Origin of the sequence: Mycobacterium sp. Aquia_216 (genome assembly GCF_026723865.1) — a bacterium.
GTDB lineage: Bacteria > Actinomycetota > Actinomycetes > Mycobacteriales > Mycobacteriaceae > Mycobacterium.
In genome coordinates, this window is record NZ_CP113529.1 from 2092189 (window position 1) to 2111858 (window position 19670).

At 64.6% G+C, this 19670-nt stretch carries 19 protein-coding genes; 13 read left to right on the plus strand and 6 right to left on the minus strand.

The annotated features are described in order from the left end of the window. Positions 1-3: 3 nt before the first annotated feature. Positions 4-2169 carry an acyl-CoA dehydrogenase gene (locus OK015_RS09850; RefSeq protein ID WP_268131041.1) on the plus strand — a complete coding sequence of 722 codons (2166 nt, stop codon included), beginning with the start codon at positions 4-6 and terminating at the stop codon, positions 2167-2169. Here OK015_RS09850 and OK015_RS09855 read toward each other — a convergent pair. Beyond that, positions 2166-2540, minus strand: coding sequence for a Zn-ribbon domain-containing OB-fold protein (locus tag OK015_RS09855; RefSeq protein WP_268131042.1), 375 nt, complete (start codon positions 2538-2540; stop codon positions 2166-2168). The two genes, OK015_RS09850 and OK015_RS09855, sit on opposite strands and share 4 nt — an antisense overlap. A gap of 65 nt (positions 2541-2605) precedes the next feature. On the opposite strand from OK015_RS09855, the gene OK015_RS09860 reads away from it, so the two are divergent. From OK015_RS09860 to OK015_RS09870, 3 genes are all read left to right on the plus strand, one after another. After that, positions 2606-3799: a thiolase family protein gene (locus tag OK015_RS09860; RefSeq protein WP_268131044.1), complete on the plus strand. Its 1194-nt coding sequence runs from the start codon at positions 2606-2608 to the stop codon at positions 3797-3799. A gap of 21 nt (positions 3800-3820) precedes the next feature. Next, positions 3821-5293: a FadR/GntR family transcriptional regulator gene (locus OK015_RS09865; RefSeq protein WP_268132588.1), complete on the plus strand. Its 1473-nt coding sequence runs from the start codon at positions 3821-3823 to the stop codon at positions 5291-5293. Between the two features lie 158 nt (positions 5294-5451). Next, entirely contained in the window at positions 5452-6417 is a 966-nt protein-coding gene (locus OK015_RS09870; RefSeq protein ID WP_268131045.1) for a sensor histidine kinase, read from the plus strand. A gap of 55 nt (positions 6418-6472) precedes the next feature. On the opposite strand, the gene OK015_RS09875 is transcribed toward OK015_RS09870, so the two are convergent. Together OK015_RS09875 and OK015_RS09880 are read right to left on the minus strand one after the other, a co-directional pair. Continuing rightward, a complete protein-coding gene (locus OK015_RS09875; protein ID WP_268131046.1) occupies positions 6473-6634 on the minus strand; it encodes a hypothetical protein in 162 nt (53 codons plus the stop codon). Between the two features lie 562 nt (positions 6635-7196). Next, complete coding sequence (locus OK015_RS09880) at positions 7197-7325, minus strand: hypothetical protein (RefSeq protein WP_268131047.1); 129 nt, start codon at positions 7323-7325, stop codon at positions 7197-7199. 304 nt (positions 7326-7629) lie between these two features. Between OK015_RS09880 and OK015_RS09885 the strand changes: the two genes are divergently transcribed. Next, positions 7630-8181 (plus strand): homocitrate synthase, encoded by a 552-nt coding sequence (locus OK015_RS09885; protein ID WP_268131048.1) that lies wholly within the window; start codon positions 7630-7632, stop codon positions 8179-8181. Between the two features lie 18 nt (positions 8182-8199). Here OK015_RS09885 and OK015_RS09890 read toward each other — a convergent pair whose 3' ends face one another. Beyond that, complete coding sequence (locus tag OK015_RS09890; protein WP_268131049.1) at positions 8200-9681, minus strand: cytochrome P450; 1482 nt, start codon at positions 9679-9681, stop codon at positions 8200-8202. Positions 9682-9797: 116 nt separating this feature from the next. Here OK015_RS09890 and OK015_RS09895 point away from each other — a divergent pair, with 116 nt between their 5' ends. Then, on the plus strand, positions 9798-10436 hold the full coding sequence (locus OK015_RS09895; protein WP_268131051.1) for a TetR/AcrR family transcriptional regulator: 639 nt from the start codon (positions 9798-9800) through the stop codon (positions 10434-10436). Between the two features lie 35 nt (positions 10437-10471). Next, positions 10472-11377: an SDR family oxidoreductase gene (locus OK015_RS09900; protein WP_268131053.1), complete on the plus strand. Its 906-nt coding sequence runs from the start codon at positions 10472-10474 to the stop codon at positions 11375-11377. Here OK015_RS09900 and OK015_RS09905 read toward each other — a convergent pair. Next, complete coding sequence (locus OK015_RS09905) at positions 11339-12382, minus strand: DNA polymerase IV (protein WP_442791230.1); 1044 nt, start codon at positions 12380-12382, stop codon at positions 11339-11341. The two genes, OK015_RS09900 and OK015_RS09905, sit on opposite strands and share 39 nt — an antisense overlap. Positions 12383-12392: 10 nt before the next feature. Beyond that, on the minus strand, positions 12393-13007 hold the full coding sequence (locus OK015_RS09910; RefSeq protein ID WP_268131057.1) for a TetR/AcrR family transcriptional regulator: 615 nt from the start codon (positions 13005-13007) through the stop codon (positions 12393-12395). A gap of 64 nt (positions 13008-13071) precedes the next feature. Here OK015_RS09910 and OK015_RS09915 point away from each other — a divergent pair, with 64 nt between their 5' ends. The 6 genes from OK015_RS09915 (at position 13072) to OK015_RS09940 (ending at position 19621) form a co-directional block, all read left to right on the plus strand. Then, positions 13072-13668 (plus strand): NAD(P)H-dependent oxidoreductase, encoded by a 597-nt coding sequence (locus OK015_RS09915; RefSeq protein WP_442791231.1) that lies wholly within the window; start codon positions 13072-13074, stop codon positions 13666-13668. Between the two features lie 508 nt (positions 13669-14176). After that, positions 14177-14416: a glutaredoxin-like protein NrdH gene (gene nrdH, locus OK015_RS09920; protein ID WP_268131060.1), complete on the plus strand. Its 240-nt coding sequence runs from the start codon at positions 14177-14179 to the stop codon at positions 14414-14416. 65 nt (positions 14417-14481) lie between these two features. Further along, the gene (gene nrdI, locus OK015_RS09925; protein WP_268132590.1) at positions 14482-14961 is read left to right on the plus strand and encodes a class Ib ribonucleoside-diphosphate reductase assembly flavoprotein NrdI; all 480 of its coding nucleotides are present in this window, start codon (positions 14482-14484) and stop codon (positions 14959-14961) included. Next, positions 14931-17096 carry a class 1b ribonucleoside-diphosphate reductase subunit alpha gene (gene nrdE, locus OK015_RS09930; protein WP_268131061.1) on the plus strand — a complete coding sequence of 722 codons (2166 nt, stop codon included), beginning with the start codon at positions 14931-14933 and terminating at the stop codon, positions 17094-17096. The genes nrdI and nrdE overlap by 31 nt, the downstream gene beginning before the upstream one ends. 63 nt (positions 17097-17159) lie before the next feature. Next, entirely contained in the window at positions 17160-17900 is a 741-nt protein-coding gene (locus OK015_RS09935; protein WP_442791232.1) for a TetR/AcrR family transcriptional regulator, read from the plus strand. A gap of 155 nt (positions 17901-18055) precedes the next feature. Then, the gene (locus OK015_RS09940) at positions 18056-19621 is read left to right on the plus strand and encodes a flavin-containing monooxygenase (RefSeq protein ID WP_268131065.1); all 1566 of its coding nucleotides are present in this window, start codon (positions 18056-18058) and stop codon (positions 19619-19621) included. Positions 19622-19670: the final 49 nt, after the last annotated feature.

The window sequence follows — 19670 nt, forward strand, 5'->3', positions numbered from 1 at the left end:
CCCATGGGTATCGCACTTACCGACGACCATCGCGAGCTCGCCGAGGTCGCTCGCGCTTTCTTGACTTCGCAGAAGGCGCGCCCCGCGGCGCGCGCGCTGCTGGACAGCCCCGATGAGAGCCGGCCCACATTCTGGCCCGACATCGCCGAACTCGGCTGGCTCGGCCTGCACGTCGAGGAGGAGCACGGCGGGTCAGGCTACGGGTTACCCGAACTCGTGGTGGTGATCGAAGAGCTCGGCCGCGCGGTCGCCCCCGGGCCGTTCGTGCCGACGGTGATCGCATCGGCGGTGATCGCCAAAGACGGTACAGCCGAACAAAAGTCACGGTTCCTGCCCGCCCTGATCGATGGGAGCGTCACCGCGGGGATCGGCCTGGACGGCCGGGTACAAGTCAAAGACGGTATCGCCGACGGCGAAGCCGGTGTCGTGTTGGGCGCCGGACTCGCCGAGCTGCTGCTGATCACGGCCGGCGACGACGTTCTGCTGTTAGACCGCGGGCGGGCCGGTGTATCGGTCGACGTGCCCGAGAATCTCGACCCGACTCGGCGTTCCGGACGTGTCCGCCTGGACAACGTCAGCGTCAGTTCCGACGACATCGTTGCGGGGGCGCGGGAATCGGCGCTGGCCCGGACGCGGACATTGCTGGCCGCCGAGGCGGTGGGTGGAGCATCCGACTGCGTCGATGCCGCCGTCGACTACGCCAAGGTCCGCCAGCAGTTCGGCCGCACCATCGCCACCTTCCAGGCGGTGAAGCACCATTGCGCGAACATGCTCGTTGCCGTCGAGTCGGCAACGGCCGCGGTCTGGGACGCCTCGCGTGCGGCGTCAGAGGACGAAGCGCAGTTCCGTCTGATCGCCGCAGTTGCTGCGGCACTGGCATTTCCGGCGTATGCCCGCAATGCCGAACTCAACATTCAGGTGCACGGCGGCATCGGCTTCACCTGGGAGCACGACGCCCATTTGCATCTGCGTCGGGCGCTCGTGACGTCGGCGCTGTTCGGTGGTGACACGCCGGCCGCCGACGTGTTCGAACGCACCGCGGCGGGCGCCGTCCGGGAAAACAGCCTGGATCTGCCGCCCGAGGCCGAGGAACTGCGCACCCGGATTCACGCTGACGCCGCCGAGCTGGCCGCCCTGGACAAGCAGGCCCAGCGCGACAAGCTGATCGCGACCGGCTATGTGATGCCGCACTGGCCCAAGCCGTGGGGCCTGGCCGCCGACGCGGTGGAGCAGCTGGTGATCGAGGAAGAGTTCCGCGCGGCCGGCATCAAGCGCCCGGACTACGGCATCACCGGATGGGTGATCCTCACCCTGATCCAGCACGGAACTGACTGGCAAATCGAAAGATTCGTCGAGAAGGCGTTGCGCAAAGATGAGATCTGGTGCCAATTGTTCTCCGAACCCGAGGCCGGCTCGGATGCGGCGTCCATCAAGACCAAGGCCACCAGGGTCGAGGGCGGCTGGAAGATCAACGGCCAAAAGGTGTGGACCAGCGGGGCCCACTACTGCGCACGCGGCCTGGCCACGGTGCGCACCGACCCGGATGCGCGCAAGCACGCCGGCATCACCACGGTGATCGTCGATATGAAGGCGCCCGAGGTCGAGGTGCGGCCGCTGCGGCAGATCACCGGAGGCTCGGACTTCAACGAGGTGTTCTTCAACGACCTGTTCGTTCCCGACGAAGACGTCGTCGGGACGCCCAACTCGGGGTGGACCGTCGCGCGGGCGACGCTTGGCAACGAGCGGGTCAGCATCGGCGGCAGCGGCTCGTTCTATGAAGGGTTGGCGACCGCGCTGGTAGAGCTGGCCCAGCAGCACGCAGATCGGCTGGCGGGCAGCAATATTCGGGTCGGGTCTTACCTTGCCAACGAGACCGCACTGCGTCTGCTCAACCTGCGTCGGGTGGCCCGCAGTGTCGAAGGCGCGGGCCCGGGCCCGGAAGGCAACGTCACCAAACTGAAGCTCGCCGAGCACATGGTGGAGGGCGCCGCGATCATGGCCGCCCTGACCGGACCCGAGGTCGCACTGGTCGACGGGGCCGGCGCGGCGCCGGGTCGGCTGATTATGGGTGCGCGCGGCATGGCGATCGCCGGCGGTACCTCGGAAGTCACCCGAAATCAGATCGCCGAGCGGATTCTCGGCATGCCACGCGACCCGCTGATCAACTAACGGACCGGCGCGGGCGCTGGTCGGCCGGCGGCCGGCGCGAACAACGGCGCCCCACCGGCGCCCTTCTCGGACCGGATACTGACCGGCATCCCGCATGCCACCGAATCCGGTTCGCAGTCAACGATATTGGCGGCTACGCGGAGCCCGGCTTGTTCGGCCAGCTCGACGATGGCGATCACGTAGGGGACCGGGATCTCCGGGTTGTACGGATGATGGTTGACCGTGTAGGTAAACACCGTGCCCTGTCCGGAAATCGGTCGGGCGACCAGCGCCCCGCCACAGTCGCGGCATGCTCCGGCCGCGGGGTGCACCCAGCGCGAGCAATCGTCGCAATGCTCGATGAGCAGCTGTGATGTCGACTCGGCTGACACGGGCAATACAGTACACTCAATTCGTTCTAATGCGTGCGACGGGTTCGGTCTGACGGGCGGTGCAGATGACGTATTTCGAGAAAGACGCGATCGTGTCCGGTATCGGCATTTCCCGCATCGGCCGCCGGACCGGCATCCCGGGGCGGGATCTGACTATGGAGGCGGTGCGCGGCGCTATCGCCGACGCCGGCTTGGACCCGGCAGACATCGACGGAATCGCGACGTTGGGTGACACGCCTGCCGAAGAGGTGAATGTCGAACTGCGGATCGAGGCGGCCGACTGCGGCAGCGGCTTCGGCACCGGCGGACTCTTGAGTCCGGTGATGTCGGCGTGCCGCGCGGTGTCCGAAAAACGCGCCCGGCATGTGGTGGTGTACCGGACCATCCAAATGCTCGGCGGCACGGTGCCGGTCAAGCAGCAGGAGAACGCGCCCGCTCCGCCGCTGGCGCGGATGTTCGAAACGGCCGAGGGCGCAGAGCGACCCGCTGTCGGCGCGATGGACGACATCAACGATCTGGTTGCGGCCCAAGCATATTCCGCCGCGAACTGGTTGGCGTTGAACTGTCGTCGCCACATGGAGCTGTACGGAACCACCAAGGAGCAGCTGGGTTGGTTGGCGTTGAACGGCAGGCGCAACGCCGCGCTGAATCCGCTTGCGGTGTACCGCGAGCCGATGACGATGGCCGACTACCTGGGGGCGCGGCCGGTGTCGACGCCGTTCGGGCTGCTGGACTGCGATGTGCCCATCGACGGCTCGATCGCGGTAGTGGTGTCGAACGCCGAGTACGGGCCCGACTGTCCGAACCGGCCGGTGCGGGTGGAGGCGATCGGTGGGTCCGACGGTGCCGGTGGGTGGTTCCACCGCGACGACTACCCGAAGATGGCGATGTCGGATGCGACCGCGCAGATGTGGTCGCGTACCGATCTGAAACCCACCGACCTGGCGCTCGCCCAGCTGTACGACGGCTTCACCTATCTCACCATCGCCTGGCTGGAAGCCCTGGGGATTTGCGGTGACGGCGAGGCCGGCCCATTCGTCGAGGGCGGTACGCGGATCGCCCGCGACGGGCAATTGCCGCTGAACACTTACGGCGGTCAACTCTCGGCGGGGCGCATGCACGGCTACTGGGCGCTACACGAAGGATGTCTGCAGTTGCGCGGAGATGCGGGGGAGCGGCAGGTGTCGCAGCGCCCCGAGGTCGCCGTCGTTACCGTGGGTGGGGGTCCGGTCGCGGGTTGCATGCTGCTCAGCTGTTGAGAAGGACTGTGGGAGAGCAGTATTGAGGTTCAGGTAAGCTCCACCCCGCCCGCGGGCGGGACAAAAAAGCTGGCTTCGACAATTGCCCGGCGCATCGAGGCGGACATCGTGCGCCGCGGCTGGCCCGTCGGAGAATCGCTGGGCTCCGAACACGCGCTGCAACAGCGCTACGGGGTGAGTCGGTCGGTGCTGCGGGAGGCCGTTCGCCTGGTCGAGCACCATCAGGTGGCCCGGATGCGTCGCGGACCGGGCGGCGGGCTGCTGATCAGTGAACCCGATGCGGGGCCCGCGACTCGGGCCGTGGTGATTTATCTCGAATACCTCGGCACCACCCTCCCTGATCTGCTCAACGCGCGGCTGGTGCTCGAACCGTTGGCCGCCTCGCTCGCGGCGGAGCGGATCGACGAAGCCGGCATCGAGCGGTTGCGCGGGGTGCTGCGTGCGGAGGAACAGTGGCGGCCAGGTCTTCCGCCGCCGCGAGACGAATTCCACATCGCGCTGGCGGAGCAGTCGAAAAACCCTGTCCTGCAACTGTTTATCGACGTACTAATGAGGCTTACCACCCGGTATGCGCTGCGGTCGCGGACCGAGTCGGCAACCGAGGCCATCGAGGCGCTCGACTATATGCACCACGACCACTCCGAAATCGTTGCCGCTGTCACCGCAGGCGATTCCGCTCGCGCCATGACGCTGAGCGAGCGACACGTCGAAGCGGTGAACGCCTGGCTGCAAGAGCATCACCCGCGCACGGGCGGCGACGTGCGAACCGGCCGCAGACGCGACCCCGTCGACGGGGACGTCCCACGCGGCAAGTTGGCCGAGGGGCTGGCGGCCACCATCGGCGACGAGATCGGCTCCGGCGGCTGGCAGGCCGGTTCGGTCTTCGGCACCGAGACCGCCTTGCTGGAGCGCTACCGGGTGAGCCGCGCGGTGTTGCGCGAAGCGGTGCGGCTGCTCGAATATCACTCGGTCGCGCAGATGCGCCGTGGACCCGGCGGCGGGCTGGTCGTCACGAAGCCCCATGCGCAAGCCAGCATCGACACCATCGCGCTGTACCTGCAATTCCGAAAGCCGAGCCGCGAAGACCTGCGTTGCGTTCGGGACGTCATCGAGATCGACAACGTCGCCAAGGTCGTCAAACGGCGCGCCGAGCCTGAGGTGGTGGCCTTCCTGCACACCCATCGGTCCGCGCTCGACGCCACCTCGGACACCGCTGACGATGTGCGCCAGGCGGCATCCGAGGAATCGCGGTTCCACCACGGACTGGCGCAACTGGCCGGCAACGCGCTGTTGGACCTGTTCCTCCGGATCATCGTGGAGTTGTTTCGTCGGCACTGGTCCAGCACCGGGCAGGAGCCGCCGGCGCGGGACGACGTCGTTGCCGTCGAGCACGCGCATCTGCGGATTCTCGACGCGATCGTGGCCGGCGACGACAGCTTGGCGCGCTACCGCGTTCGGCGTCATCTCGACGCCGCCGCCTCCTGGTGGCTGTGACGAGCGTCTGGACTATCCGAGGCCGGTTCGTGATCACTTTCCTGCATAGGGAACGCGCGCGCGGGGTACTGGGATGAGTAATGGGGCGCGGGGGTACGTGACAGGACGGCCGGTCCAGCAGGGGGTTGGCATTGGTAATGGAAAGCGGGAGCGCCGAGATGATCAGGGGCACGGAGGACGGGTGTCAAGGCTTCGTTCACTCCGCGCTCCTCTATTACTCGCAACGGGAGTACCTGGACGCCGTGGTGGCCTTCGTGCTCGAGGGTTTGGCGATGGACGAGCCGGTACTCGTCGCGGTGCCCGGCGACTATCTGAGTTTGCTACGCGAGGCGCTGGGTGGCGAGGGCTCGACCGCCGGACTGCAGCTGGTCGACATCGTCGAGGCGGCCCGCAACCCGAGTCGGTTTCTGGCGCTGGAGGGCGCCTTTGTCGAGGAGAACGCCGACCGGCGCGCGCGCATTGTCAGCCAAATTTTCTGGCCCGGTCGTCGTGCGGACGAATTTTTGGCCTGCATGCAGCATGAGGCGCTGGTCAACAGTGCGTTTGAAGGTCGCCAGCTGACCGCGCTGTGTCTCTACGACGCGGAACGACTGGACGGGGACGTGCTGGCCGGGGCCCGTGCGACTCATCCGTTGCTGTGGAAATGCGGTTCGCTGCAACACAGCGCCGACTACGCGCCGGATGACGTGCTGGCACAGTGCAATCAGCCGCTGCCCGCTAACCCGGGTGCCGTCACATACATGGTCAGGAAATCCGCCGACCTGCGGCCGGCGCGGTCGTTCGCCGTCAACTACGCGGGTTGGGTCGGACTGTCCCAGGACGGCATCGAAGATCTGCAACTGGTCGCCACCGAGCTGGCCACCAATAGCCTGATGTACACCGACGGCGCCTGCCGGCTGGCCTTTTGGCGCGACGACGACCATCTGGTGTGCGAGGCGCGCGACAGTGGGCGGCTCGACGATCCGCTGGTGGGACGTCTGGACCCGGGCCCGACCGGCCCGGCCAGCCGCGGTCTGTTTCTGGTTAACGCCATCTCGGATCTGGTGCGCACGCACACCGCGAGCACCGGGACGACGATTCAGGCGTACCTGCGGTTGAATTCCTCGGCCCGGCCGATCAGCTGAACGAGAGGCGGCCCGCCAGGAACCGAGGTCCCTGGCCGGCCGCTTGCCCGAACGGTTAGATGCAGATGATCAGAATGCAGGTGCCACTGCCGCCGCCGACCACGGGCGCACCCGTGCCGCCCGCGGCTGTTGAGCAGCCCGGCAGGAGCAGCACCGCGGCTACGCCTGCGGCGGCCGCAACGGCCTTAACGGATTTCTTGGTGCTCTTTCCCTTCATAACCGTTCCTTTCGTGCACTGTTACACACATGTCAAACAATGAATAAGTGAAGACGTGTCACCGATGCACATCTGAGTGAACGTACGAATTGGGGTGACACGTAATGCCCGGGGGGGATCACCCCGCAGCGGGCATGCGCTTAGCTCATTTGGCTAGACGCAAACGAGGGAGCAGCCGGTGCCACCGGCGGCTGTAGAGCACCCCGTCGGTACTAGTAACAAAGCGACCGCACCAGTCGCTGCGGCGACTGCTCTGAAGGTCTTCTTGGCATACTTCGACTTCATCGTCGAGCCTTTCCGAGAGGGGACAAGTAGTCGTTGCGGACAATGACCTCTCCGTCATACCCCCTTGTTACACACGCGTAAACCGGATTTCGTGATCTTTTTCACGATTTGGTTAAAAAATTGTGTTTTGTCACATCTGCACTGGCGCAACGCAATTGAGCATCATGAAAGGCTGAACGATCTTAATCGATGCAGTTAACCCAGTTGCGTAGCCGCAGGCGGCCGAGGCGAGAGGGGTTCCCGCTATCGGCCGCCGGCATACCTAGTACTCGGAGCGCTATCGGTTCTCCGTTGCCGCTACCTGTTGCCAGGCCGAGGAGAATCTCGTCGGCACCAGCAGCACTTCGATCAGCCCAATGGCCGCTGCCGCCGCATCAAGTGCTTTCTCGACTGTCGCCGACTTCATTGTCGCGCCTTTCGTCTGAGGGACTTTCGTCTGAGGGATTGGTAGCCGCATGCGGCTCGAGAGATGTTCGGATAACCGCTATTCGACACTTGTATACCTATTCGGCGCCATGGAGTCCAACTTCCGCCCGGCGCTGAAGGAATTTGCACTATCGACAAACGGCGTCTAGTGTCGCGCTCGTGCGTCTTCTGAAGAGTGCCGTAGTAGCCAGCACCCGCAGCGGGGTCTGATCCAGACCGACCCCCCGCTGTGGGTCGGAAGCTATACCGTCGGTCGCTCCTGCTGACCAGAGAAGATCGACACAATGCCTGTTACACAGCCTCTTGCGAAGCCTTTTACTAAGCCGCTCTCCCTTCCGGCACCGGATTCTCCGAGCCCCCCGGCGCCCCAGCGCGACGCCAACGCGTGGTTCGGCGATCACTTCGGGGTCGCCTTGCCACGCGGCCTGCGCGAACAGGCCGTCGCGATGACCTGGGACAGCTTCGTTGCGACCTACGGCCACACCGCCGGCCCGCTGCGGCTAGGGCACTGGGCGTGCACCGACACCGGCCGGTCCGGCGGGCGGCTCGGTCCGCAAGCCCGCAACTTCCGGGCGATGCTCGCCGTCGGCGATTGCCTCAGCAGGTCGACCGCTGCCGCGAGCGGGCCGATCGCCGGACTCACCGCGATGTTGCATGAGCGCGGGATCGCCATCGAGACAGTGAAGTTTCATCAGATGAGTTCGGATGAGTGCACCGTCACGTTCATCTGCGGTAGCGACGGCATCCGTACCGAGTGGGCGATGGGCCTCTGCGAGGATGCGACGCAGTCGGCGCTACGCGCGCTGATCGCGTGCGCGAATCGGCTGCTGGCCTGAGCTCGCCGGTATTCGAGTTCACAGCGGCCGCAACAGAATTGGCATGCCGTCTTTCGGCACCGGCATGCCGCCGTAGTCCCACTCGCACTTGTAACCCGGGCGGGGCGGCTCCAGCCGGTATCTGCGCAGCAGGCGATGAAGGATCGTCTTGATTTCCAACTGCCCGAACACCATCCCGATGCACTTGTGGGCGCCGCCGCCGAAAGGGCTAAACGCGTAGCGGTGCTGCTTGTGCTCGTTGCGCGGCTCGGTGAACCGTTCCGGATCGAATTTCATTGGATCCGTCCACAATTCGGGCAGCCGGTGATTCATTCCCGGGTACGCGATGACGTTGGTGCCCTCGGGGATGTAGTAGCCCAACAGCTCGGTGTCGCGCACCGTTCGCCGCATCGCCCACTGCACCGGGGTCACCAGCCGGATCGACTCGTTCATCACCAGGTCCAGTGACTCCAGCTTCTCCAGCGAATCGATGCCGAGCGGTCCGTCGCCGAGGCGGTCGGATTCCTCCCGGCAGCGCTGCTGCCACTCGGGGTGGGTGGCCAGGTTGTAGGCCATCGTCGTCACCGTCGACGTCGACGTGTCATGCGCGGCCATCATCAAAAAGATCATGTGGTTGACGATGTCTTCGTCAGAGAATTTGTTGCCGTCCTCGTCTTCGGTGCGGCACAACACCGACAGCAGGTCGTCGCCTTGGATGGCTCGCTGTTCCTTGACCCGCTCGCGGAAGTAATTCTCCAGCAGTTCGCGCGCCTTCAGTCCCCGCCACCAGGTGAACGGCGGCACCGGAGTCCGGATGATCGCATTGCCCGCGCGGGTGGTCACCGCAAATGCCTTGTTGACCTTGGTCACCAGTTCGTGGTCGGTACCTGGCTCGTGGCCCATGAACACCATCGACGCGATATCGAGGGTCAGCTCCTTCATCGCCGGGTAGAGCAGGAAGCGGGCGTCGTTGGCCACCCAGTCGTTGGCGATCGTCTGCGAAACCACCTGGTCCATTTGCTCGACGTAGCCGACCAGCCGGGAGCGCACAAAGGCCTCCTGCATGATCCGCCGGTGGAACATGTGCTCTTCGAAGTCGAGCAGCATCAGCCCGCGGTGAAAGAACGGCCCGATCACCGGCACCCACCCCTGCTGCGAGAAATCCTTGTTGCGGTTGGAGTAGACCACCTGCGCGGCGTCCGGGCCGAGCGCGGAGACGCCCGGGAGCACCGGCGAGTCGCCAAAGATAACCGGACCCTTGGTTTGGTAGAGGTGCAGCAGGTAATCCGGACCGCCGCGCATCATCTCGACAATGTGCCCGAAAATCGGCAGCCCCGCGTCACCCATGGCGGGCTTGAGCCCGCTGCCCGGTGGCGGGTCGGCGAGCTTGCGCGCTGGGAATTCGGTGTTCAGAAGCTTGCGTTCGACCATCCCCATCCCGGGAAAATTGTTGATCGACGGCGTGAACCGGCGCTTTGCCTGGTCGAGCAGGTAGTGCGGGGTGCTGATAGTGGCGGGCATGGACGCTCCTTTGCGGATCCGGGCCTGGTGACATCCGTCACTTGCCACTTATCCTTGGGGACAAAGTTGACGCCTGTCAAGTTTGCTTTTGGAGTGGTGTGGTGCAAGGTCAGGGGATGAGCAGCCACGCGGAGCCGGGCGAGCCGGCGACGCGGCGACGCGGCGACAAACACCGGCAGGCGATCATGGCCGCAGTGCGTGAATTGCTGCAGGAGCGGCCTTTTGCGGAGCTGTCTGTCAGCACCATCAGTCTTCGGGCCGGGGTGGGCCGATCCGGCTTCTACTTCTACTTCGACTCCAAGTACGCGGTGCTCGCCCAGATCGTGGCCGAGGCCACCCAAGAGCTTGAAGAACTCACCCAGTTTTTCGCTCCTCGCCAGCCCGACGAGTCACCGGAGCAGTTCGCCAAGCGGATGGTGGGCAGCGCCGCCGCGGTCTATGCGCACAACGACCCGGTAATGACCGCGTGCAATGCCGCCCGCTACACCGACGTCGAGATCCAAAGCATGCTCGAGCAGCAGCTCGAGGTGGTGCTGCGCGATATCGTCGCGATCATCGAGGCGGAGATGAAGGCCGGGACCGCCAATCCCATCAGTGACGACATCCCGACGCTGGTGCGCACCCTGATCGGGACCACCTCCCTGATGCTGACCGGCGACCCGATCTTTGTCGGCCGCGACGACGATCTCGATCGCCGCGTCCGGCTCCTTGAGCAGTTGTGGCTGAACTCCTTGTGGGGTGGCGACCGCGGATAACGCGGCTAAGCCGTTACCGGCGGTATCGTCACCTCATGGCGCCGAGGGGATCCGCGCGGTATTTCGCGGGGAAGCGCAGTCTGATCACCGGCGCGGCCAGCGGCATCGGCCGGGCCACCGCGTTGCTGCTGGCGGCGCACGGCGCCGAGTTGTTCCTGACGGATCGCAACGCCGAAGGGCTGGCCCAGACCGTGGCCGACGCCCGCGCGCTGGGCGCACGGGTGCCGGTGCACCGGGTGCTGGATATCGCCGACTACGACCAGGTCGCGGCGTTCGCTGCCGACGTCCACGCCGAATATCCGGGCATGGACGTGGTAATGAACATCGCCGGAGTGTCGGCCTGGGGGACCGTCGATCGGCTGAGCCACGAGCAGTGGACCAAGATGGTCGCGATCAACCTGATGGGCCCGATCCACGTCATCGAGACGTTCGTGCCCGAGATGGTGGCGGCCCGCCGCGGTGGGCATGTGGTCAACGTGTCGTCGGCGGCCGGGCTGGTCGCGCTGCCGTGGCACGCCGCCTATAGCGCCAGCAAGTACGGATTACGCGGCCTGTCCGAGGTGCTGCGCTTCGACCTGGCCCGGCACCGCATCGGGGTCTCGGTCGTGGTGCCCGGGGCGGTGAAGACGCCGCTGGTCGACACCGTCGAAATCGCCGGTGTCGATCGGCAAGACCCCAAGGTCAGCCGGTGGATCGACCGCTTCAGCGGCCATGCGGTATCGCCGGAAACCGCCGCGGAGAAGATCTTGGCCGGAGTGGCGAAAAACAGGTACCTGATCTACACGTCGCAGGACATTCGGGCGCTCTATGCCTTCAAACGGCTGGCGTGGTGGCCCTACAGCGTGGCGATGCGCCAGGTGAACGTCATCTTCACGCGGGCACTTCGGCCCAGCCCGGCCCGGCTAGGCCGGCATGACCAACTCGAGCCGCACCCCGAGTAACCGGACCGGACGGTCGAGCTCGAATAAATCCAGCACCCGCAGGGCCGCTTCGACGATGACGTCGGGATCGGTGGTGGGTGCCGGCAGCTTGCGAATCTTGGTGCGGGTGTAGAACGTCGCGGTGCGCACGGTAACCGCCACCCGAGTGACCACGCGAGTCGAGGCCACGACTTCATCCAAAGCTTGCCTCGCCAATTCCGTTACAGCCGAATCCATTTCGGCGCGATCAGTGAGATCGTGCGGAAATGTGACGACATGACTGCGCGAGCGCGGGACCCATGGCGCGGCGCTGACCTCCGCGTCGCCACCACCCTTGGCGAGCAACAGTAGCCACAGGCCGGTCCGTGGCCCGAACGTCGCCGTCAGCAGCTCGGCGTCGCTATGGGCCAGCTCCCGCACCGTGGTGATGTCCAGCGCCGCGAGCTTTTTGGTGGTTTTGGGACCCACGCCCCACAGCGCGTCGACCGGGCGATCGGCCATCACGTCCATCCAGTTCGCGTCGGTCAGCGTAAACACGCCGCCCGGTTTCGCGAAGCCGGTGGCCACCTTCGCGCGCTGTTTGTTGTCGCTGATGCCGACCGAACAAGACAGTCCGGTTTCCGAAAAGACAACGGCGCGAATCTGTTCCGCGACTTCGGCGGGATCTGCGGCCGCCACCGCCAGATAGGCCTCGTCCCAGCCCCATACCTCGACCGGGTGCCCCAAGTCTCGCAGCAAGCCCATCACCTGGTCGGAGGCCGCGTCGTAGGCGGCCGGATCCGACGGTAGGAAGGTGGCGTCGGGGCAGCGCCGGGCGGCGGTGCGCAGCGGCATGCCCGCATGTACCCCGAATTCACGCGCCTCGTAGGAGGCGCAGGTGACGACCTTGCGCGGTTCGGTGGGATCGCCGCTGCCACCGACGATGACGGGCAGGCCGGTGAGTTCGGGATGGCGGCGCAGCTCGACCGAGGCCAGAAACTGGTCAAGATCGACATGCAGGACCCAGGTCGACATCGGTGCGACCATGTCGGTCAGGTCACCGCCCGCACAGCTTGCGGGCCAGGCTCTCCCACGCGTCGCCCAGGGTCTCGAGAGTATGCCCGCCGTAATTCAGTTGATGCTCAACATAATCCACGTCGAGCAGGGCCAGCAGCGCGTCGGTCTGTACGTCGAGATCGCCGCTGGTGTCGGCCGTCTGCAACAGCACCCGCACATGGGTGCGCTGCACCGCCGCCGCCCCCACGTGGCGGGTCAGCGGATCGCCCTTGGCCGCCGACAGCAGCGCGTGGTGGGTGTGCACAAAGCACAGGCGGTCCCGGCCGAAAGCCGCCAGGCGATCCATCGGTGGCGCGTCGGGCCCCAGCGGCGGCGGGCCGAACAGGAATGCCTGCTGGCTGGCGCGTTCGTCCTCGTCGAGCAGCACCATCATCAGGCCGGCGCGGCTGCCGAACCGGCGGAACAGCGTGCCCTTGCCGACACCGGCGGCTGCCGCGACGTCGTCCATCGTGACCGCGTCCGCGCCGCGCTTGGCGACCAGACTGCGGGCCGCCTGCAGCAGCAGTTCGCGGTTGCGCGCGGCGTCCCCCCGCTCGTGGGGCAGGTCGCGCGGAGCCGACACGGTCAACTCACCCAATCGCTCTACTCCGCTCACCACTGCACTTTAACGCGGTACTTTAACGCGGTCGGAATAAAACGGACTATAGTCCGCTTAAGTCGTGGAAGGATGTAGACCAACAACCGAAGGGAACGGAACAGTGGCAGAGATCAAAGTCTTGGCCTTAGTAGGAAGCCTGCGTGCGGCGTCGATAAATCGCAAGATAGCCGAGTTGGCGGTCGATGTGGCTCCCGACGATGTCAGCGTCACCGTGTTCGAGGGGCTGGCGGACCTGCCGTTTTACAACGAGGAGATCGACGACGTCATGAACACCGACGCGCCACCGTTGGCTTCGGTGGATGCACTGCGTGCCGCGGCGGGCGAGGCGGATGCGGCCCTGGTGGTCACGCCGGAGTACAACGGCAGCATTCCGGCCGTCGTCAAGAACGCCATCGACTGGCTCTCTCGACCGTTCGGCAACGGCGCCCTGAAGGGCAAGCCGTTGGCAGTGGTCGGGGGATCCTTCGGACAGTACGGCGGAGTCTGGGGGCACGACGAGACCCGCAAGTCGTTCGGCATCGCCGGCGCCCGGGTGGTGGAGTCGATCAAACTCTCGGTGCCGTTCGGCACCTTGGAGGGGAAGGCTCCCGCCGAGCATGCCGAGCTGGTGGCGAATGTCCGCGACGTGGTCGGCAAGCTCGCGGCCGAAGTCGGCTGAATTCGGCCAAAGACCATGGCCGCCGGTCGTAGCTGGCGGCCATGGTCTTTCTCTGTCGATGCCAGCAGCGCATTTCGGTGGCTCGCAGAGGTTTGCTGGCCTTTGCTAGGAGGCGGGTCGGCATCGACGCCCGGTCGACAAGGCGCGACTTGTCAGTGCTGCGTGGTAGACCAGTCGTCATGGGCACCGAACAGCGAATCCTGTCGTGTGTCGCGACACGCCGTGCGGATGAGTTAGGGGGCTCCCTACCTGCGAATTTCAACTTTGTGATTAGAATATGTCGTATCTCTGTTGATACCGAGCCACAACATGTAGTGTCTGCTGGACCGATGTGCTACAGATCACTTCCGGCGCGAACCGCTAGTTTCACGGCATGAACGTCGCGAGTCGAGCGTTTAACAAGGGGAGCTTCTGTGGAGCAACGGTCGCGGTTTGTAGTCAGAGCAGTGCAGTGCTTTGGTCTCGTCCGCACTTACGTCAAGACTTTCGCTGAGGAGGGCTAGCCAATATGACCATCACCGTGTACACAAAGCCCGCGTGTGTGCAGTGCACCGCCACCTACAAGGCGTTGGACAAGCAGGGCATCACCTATGACACGGTCGACATCAGCCTGAACACCGAGGCGCGTGATTACGTGATGGCATTGGGTTACCTACAGGCCCCCGTGGTGGTGACTGAAAACGAGCACTGGTCCGGCTTCCGGCCCGATCGCATCAAGGCGCTCGCCGGAGCCGCACTCAGCGCGTAATGCAGTAGATGAGCAAGTAGGAAGGTTGCGGTGCCATGGACATCACGCGGCGCAACCGGGGACGGATGAGTGACGACCCGCAGCGCCCGGCGGCGCCGGGCTTGCGATCGTCACTGGTCTATTTCTCTTCGGTGTCGGAGAACACCCACCGCTTCGTTCAGAAGCTGGGTGCTCCCGCCACCCGCATCCCGCTGCATGGTCGTATCGAGGTCGACCAACCGTACGTATTGATATTGCCCACGTACGGCGGCGGCCGGGCGACGCCGGACATCGACAACGGTGGCTACGTCCCCAAGCAAGTCATCGCCTTTTTGAACAACGAGCACAACAGGTCGTTGATCCGCGGCGTCATCGCCGCGGGCAACAACAACTTCGGTGCCGAATTCGCCTACGCGGGCAACGTGATTTCCCGTAAGTGTGGCGTTCCCTACCTCTACCGCTTCGAACTGATGGGTACCCCGGACGACGTGGAAGCCGTTCGCGCGGGCTTGGAAGAATTCTGGAAGGACCAGACGTGCCACCAACCGTCACTGCAGAGCCTGTAACCACCGGAGCCCACGCGTTGCCGGGGGAGACGGACTACCACGCGCTCAACGCGATGCTGAATCTGTACGACGCCGACGGCAAGATTCAGTTCGACAAGGACCGCGAGGCCGCACATCAGTACTTCCTGCAGCACGTCAACCAGAACACGGTGTTCTTCCACAATCAGGACGAGAAGCTCGACTACCTGATCAAGGAGAACTACTACGAGCGCGAGGTGCTCGACCAGTATTCGCGCAACTTCGTCAAGACGCTGCTGGACCGGGCGTACGCCAAGAAGTTCCGGTTCCCGACCTTTCTCGGTGCGTTCAAGTACTACACCTCGTACACACTGAAGACGTTCGACGGCAAGCGCTACCTGGAGCGCTTCGAGGACCGCGTCGTCATGGTCGCGCTGACGCTGGCCTCCGGTGACACCACGCTGGCCGAGAAGCTGGTCGACGAGATCATCGACGGCCGATTCCAGCCGGCCACCCCGACGTTCCTCAACTCGGGCAAGAAGCAGCGCGGCGAGCCGGTGAGCTGCTTTTTGCTGCGTATCGAAGACAACATGGAGTCCATCGGGCGCTCCATCAACTCCGCACTGCAGCTGTCCAAGCGCGGCGGCGGAGTTGCGTTGTTGCTGAGCAACATTCGTGAACACGGCGCGCCCATCAAGAACATCGAGAACCAGAGCTCGGGCGTCATCCCGATCATGAAGCTGCTCGAGGACTCGTTCTCCTACGCCAACCAACTCGGTGCGCGTCAGGGTGCCGGCGCCGTGTACCTGCACGCGCACCACCCCGACATCTACCGGTTCCTGGACACCAAGCGCGAGAACGCCGACGAGAAGATCCGGATCAAGACGCTGAGCCTCGGCGTGGTGATTCCGGACATCACCTTCGAGTTGGCCAAGAAGAACGAGGACATGTACCTGTTCTCGCCGTACGACGTCGAGCGGGTCTACGGGGTGCCGTTCGCCGACATCTCGGTCACCGAGAAGTACTACGAGATGGTCGACGACGCGCGCATCCGCAAGACGAAGATCAAGGCGCGCGAATTCTTCCAGACGCTGGCCGAGCTGCAGTTCGAGTCGGGCTATCCGTACATCATGTACGAGGACACGGTGAATCGGGCCAACCCGATCGAGGGCAAGATCACCCACTCCAACCTGTGCTCGGAGATCCTGCAGGTCTCCACGCCGTCGCTGTTCAACGAGGACCTGTCGTATGCCAAAGTGGGCAAGGACATTTCGTGCAACCTCGGTTCGCTGAACATCGCCAAGGCCATGGACTCGCCGGACTTCGCGCAGACCATTGAGGTGGCGATCCGTGCGCTGACCGCGGTGAGCGACCAGACGCACATCTGGTCGGTGCCCTCGATTGAGCAGGGCAACAACGCCTCTCACGCCATCGGCCTGGGGCAGATGAACTTGCACGGCTACCTGGCCCGCGAGCGCATCCGCTACGGCTCCGAAGAGGGCATCGACTTCACCAACATGTACTTCTACACCGTGCTCTATCACGCGCTGCGGGCATCGAATCGCATTGCGATCGAACGGGGTACGGCGTTCGGCGGGTTCGAGCGCTCCAAGTACAAGTCGGGAGAGTTCTTCGACAAGTACACCGAGCAGGCGTGGGAACCGGAAACGGAAGTTGTTCGCAACCTCTTCTCCAAGGCGGACATTCGCATCCCGACACAGGATGACTGGAAGCGGCTCAAGGAGTCGGTGCAGCAGCACGGCATCTACAACCAGAACCTGCAGGCCGTCCCGCCGACGGGATCGATCTCCTACATCAACCACTCGACCAGCTCGATCCACCCGGTGGCGAGCAAGATCGAGATCCGCAAGGAAGGCAAGATCGGCCGCGTCTATTACCCGGCGCCGTATCTGACCAACGACAACCTGGAGTACTACCAGGACGCGTACGAGATCGGCTACGAGAAGATCATCGACACCTACGCGGCGGCCACCCAGCACGTGGACCAGGGTCTGAGTCTGACGCTGTTCTTCAAGGACACCGCTACTACCCGTGATGTCAACAAGGCGCAGATCTACGCCTGGCGCAAGGGAATCAAGACGCTGTACTACATCCGACTACGCCAGATGGCTTTGGAAGGAACCGAGGTCGAGGGGTGTGTCAGCTGCATGCTGTAATGCCTGACGAGGAGTCTGCGCAGGTCAGCGCCTACAACGGGTAAGGTGCTTTAGGTGGTGAGAATGCCCCGACCGTCTAGACCCCACCCGAGCGTGAAGCCGGGGGCGAAGGTCGACGCGCGCAGCGAACGCTGGCGTGAACACCGCAAGAAGGTTCGCGGCGAAATCGTCGAGGCGGCATTCCGCGCGATCGACCGCCTGGGGCCCGAGCTGAGCGTGCGGGAGATCGCCGAAGAGGCCGGCACCGCCAAGCCGAAGATCTATCGCCATTTCCACGACAAGTCCGACCTGTTCCAGGCGATCGGTGTGCAGCTGCGTGACATGCTGTGGGCGGCGATCTTCCCGTCGATCAACCTGGCCACCGACTCGGCCCGGGAGATCGTCCGGCGCAGTGTCGACGAGTACGTCACTCTCGTCGACAAGCATCCCAACGTGCTGCGCGTCTTCATTTCGGCGCGCTCCGGGGCGACCACCGAGTCGACGGTGCGCACCCTCAACGAGGGGCGTCAGATCACGTTGACCATGGCCGATATGTTCGACAACGAACTCAAGGACATGGAGCTCGACCACGCGGCGTTCGAACTGGCCGCGCATGCGGCCTTCGGATCGGCCGCCTCGTCCACCGAGTGGTGGTTGGGTCCCGAACCCGACAGCCCACGACGCATGCCGCGCGACCAGTTCGTCGCCCATCTGACCACGATCATGATGGGGGTCATCGTCGGCACCGCTGAGGCGCTGGGTATCGCGGTGGACCCCGACCAGCCGGTCCACAGCGCCGTGCGAAGTAATTCGGCGGCCAGCTGAGCAGCGGCGACGGCGTTGACATCGCCTCGGCCATCGGCAACACTCGTCGTATCCGATACCGTGGGTACTGGGTATTCGCGTTGACTTGGTGGAGTACGCATGAGGTGCGCCAGCTAACGCGTGAGCTGACAGGCCAATAGAAGGACCGATCCACTGTGACCGATGCATTGACACAAGCCGAACCGACATCGTCGGCACATGAACCGGTGCACACCCGGGCGCTGATCATCGGGACCGGGTTCTCCGGCCTGGGGATGGCGATCAAGCTGCAGCAGCAGGGGGTGGACTTCGTCATCCTGGAGAAAGCGGACGACGTCGGCGGCACCTGGCGCGACAACAGCTATCCCGGCTGTGCCTGCGACATCCCGTCGCACCTGTACTCGTTCTCCTTCGAGCCCAAGCCGGACTGGAAGAACCCGTTCTCCTATCAGCCCGAGATCTGGGACTACCTCAAGGGAGTGACCGAGAAGTACGACCTGCGCCGCCACGTCGAGTTCAATTCACTGGTCGACCGCGCCCACTGGGACGACGACGAGCACCGCTGGCATGTATTCACCACCGACGGACGCGAATACGTCGCCCAGTTCCTGATCTCGGGTGCCGGCGCGCTGCACATCCCTTCCATCCCGGAAATCGAGGGCCGTGACGAATTCCGCGGTCCGGCTTTCCATTCCGCCCAGTGGGACCACAGCGTCGAGCTGACCGGCAAGCGGGTGGCGATGATCGGCACCGGCGCCAGCGCGATCCAGATCGTGCCGGAGATCGTCGGGCAGGTCGGCGAACTGCAGCTCTACCAACGCACTCCGCCGTGGGTGGTCCCGCGCTCCAACCCCGATCTTCCGCCGGCGCTGCGCCGGGCGATGCAGAACGTTCCCGGGCTGCGGGCGCTGGTGCGGCTGGCCATCTACTGGGGGCAAGAGGCGCTGGCCATCGGCATGACCAAACGGCCGAACCTGCTGAAATTCATTGAGGCGTACTGCAAATACAACATTCGCCGCTCAGTGAAGGATCGCGAACTACGCCGCAAGCTGATCCCGAATTACCGCATCGGGTGCAAGCGAATCCTGAACTCGTCGACATATTACGGCGCGGTCGCCGACCCGAAGACCGAACTGGTCACCGCCGGCATCTCCCGGATCACGCCTGACGGCATCGTGACGGCCGACGGCACCGGCGGTGAAACCCTGAGGAAAGCGGACGTCATCGTCTACGGCACCGGCTTCCACGTCACCGACTCCTACACCTACGTCCAGATCAAGGGACGCCACGGTGAGGATCTCGTCGACCGCTGGAACCGGGAGGGCATCGGCGCGCATCGCGGTATCACCGTCGCCGAGATGCCGAACCTGTTCTTCCTGCTCGGCCCCAACACCGGACTGGGGCACAATTCCGTGGTGTTCATGATCGAGTCCCAGATTCGCTACGTCGCCGACGCGATAAAGAAGTGCGACAAATTCGGCGCCCAGGCGCTGGCACCGACGCGCGCCGCGCAGGACAAGTTCAACGATGAGCTGCAGGAGATGCTGAAGGACTCGGTGTGGAACAGCGGCGGTTGCAGCAGCTGGTACCTCGACGAGCACGGCAAGAACACCGTGCTGTGGGGCGGCTACACCTGGCAGTACTGGCGGGCGACCCGCTCGGTCAAGCCCGACGAGTATGAGTTCCTCGGGGTACGCACCGGCTCACGTGCCAACCGCACGGCGGTGGCCGCGCAGGGCTGAGCCCCGCCGGGTAGGCATAACCCCAGGCTATTCACCAATTCGCGTTCGT

What these genes read in the sequence shown, in the direction of transcription:
- OK015_RS09860 (WP_268131044.1), top strand. Translation starts at nt 2,606, where the DNA reads ATGACGTATTTCGAGAAAGACGCGATCGTGTCCGGTATCGGCATTTCC.
- OK015_RS09875 (WP_268131046.1), bottom strand. Translation starts at nt 6,634, where the DNA reads ATGAAGGGAAAGAGCACCAAGAAATCCGTTAAGGCCGTTGCGGCCGCC.
- OK015_RS09850 (WP_268131041.1), top strand. Translation starts at nt 4, where the DNA reads ATGGGTATCGCACTTACCGACGACCATCGCGAGCTCGCCGAGGTCGCT.
- OK015_RS09870 (WP_268131045.1), top strand. Translation starts at nt 5,452, where the DNA reads ATGATCAGGGGCACGGAGGACGGGTGTCAAGGCTTCGTTCACTCCGCG.
- OK015_RS09880 (WP_268131047.1), bottom strand. Translation starts at nt 7,325, where the DNA reads ATGAAGTCGGCGACAGTCGAGAAAGCACTTGATGCGGCGGCAGCGGCC.
- OK015_RS09895 (WP_268131051.1), top strand. Translation starts at nt 9,798, where the DNA reads ATGAGCAGCCACGCGGAGCCGGGCGAGCCGGCGACGCGGCGACGCGGC.
- OK015_RS09935 (WP_442791232.1), top strand. Translation starts at nt 17,160, where the DNA reads ATGCCCCGACCGTCTAGACCCCACCCGAGCGTGAAGCCGGGGGCGAAG.
- OK015_RS09900 (WP_268131053.1), top strand. Translation starts at nt 10,472, where the DNA reads ATGGCGCCGAGGGGATCCGCGCGGTATTTCGCGGGGAAGCGCAGTCTG.
- nrdH (WP_268131060.1), top strand. Translation starts at nt 14,177, where the DNA reads ATGACCATCACCGTGTACACAAAGCCCGCGTGTGTGCAGTGCACCGCC.
- OK015_RS09885 (WP_268131048.1), top strand. Translation starts at nt 7,630, where the DNA reads ATGCCTGTTACACAGCCTCTTGCGAAGCCTTTTACTAAGCCGCTCTCC.
- OK015_RS09890 (WP_268131049.1), bottom strand. Translation starts at nt 9,681, where the DNA reads ATGCCCGCCACTATCAGCACCCCGCACTACCTGCTCGACCAGGCAAAG.
- nrdI (WP_268132590.1), top strand. Translation starts at nt 14,482, where the DNA reads ATGAGTGACGACCCGCAGCGCCCGGCGGCGCCGGGCTTGCGATCGTCA.
- OK015_RS09905 (WP_442791230.1), bottom strand. Translation starts at nt 12,382, where the DNA reads ATGGTCGCACCGATGTCGACCTGGGTCCTGCATGTCGATCTTGACCAG.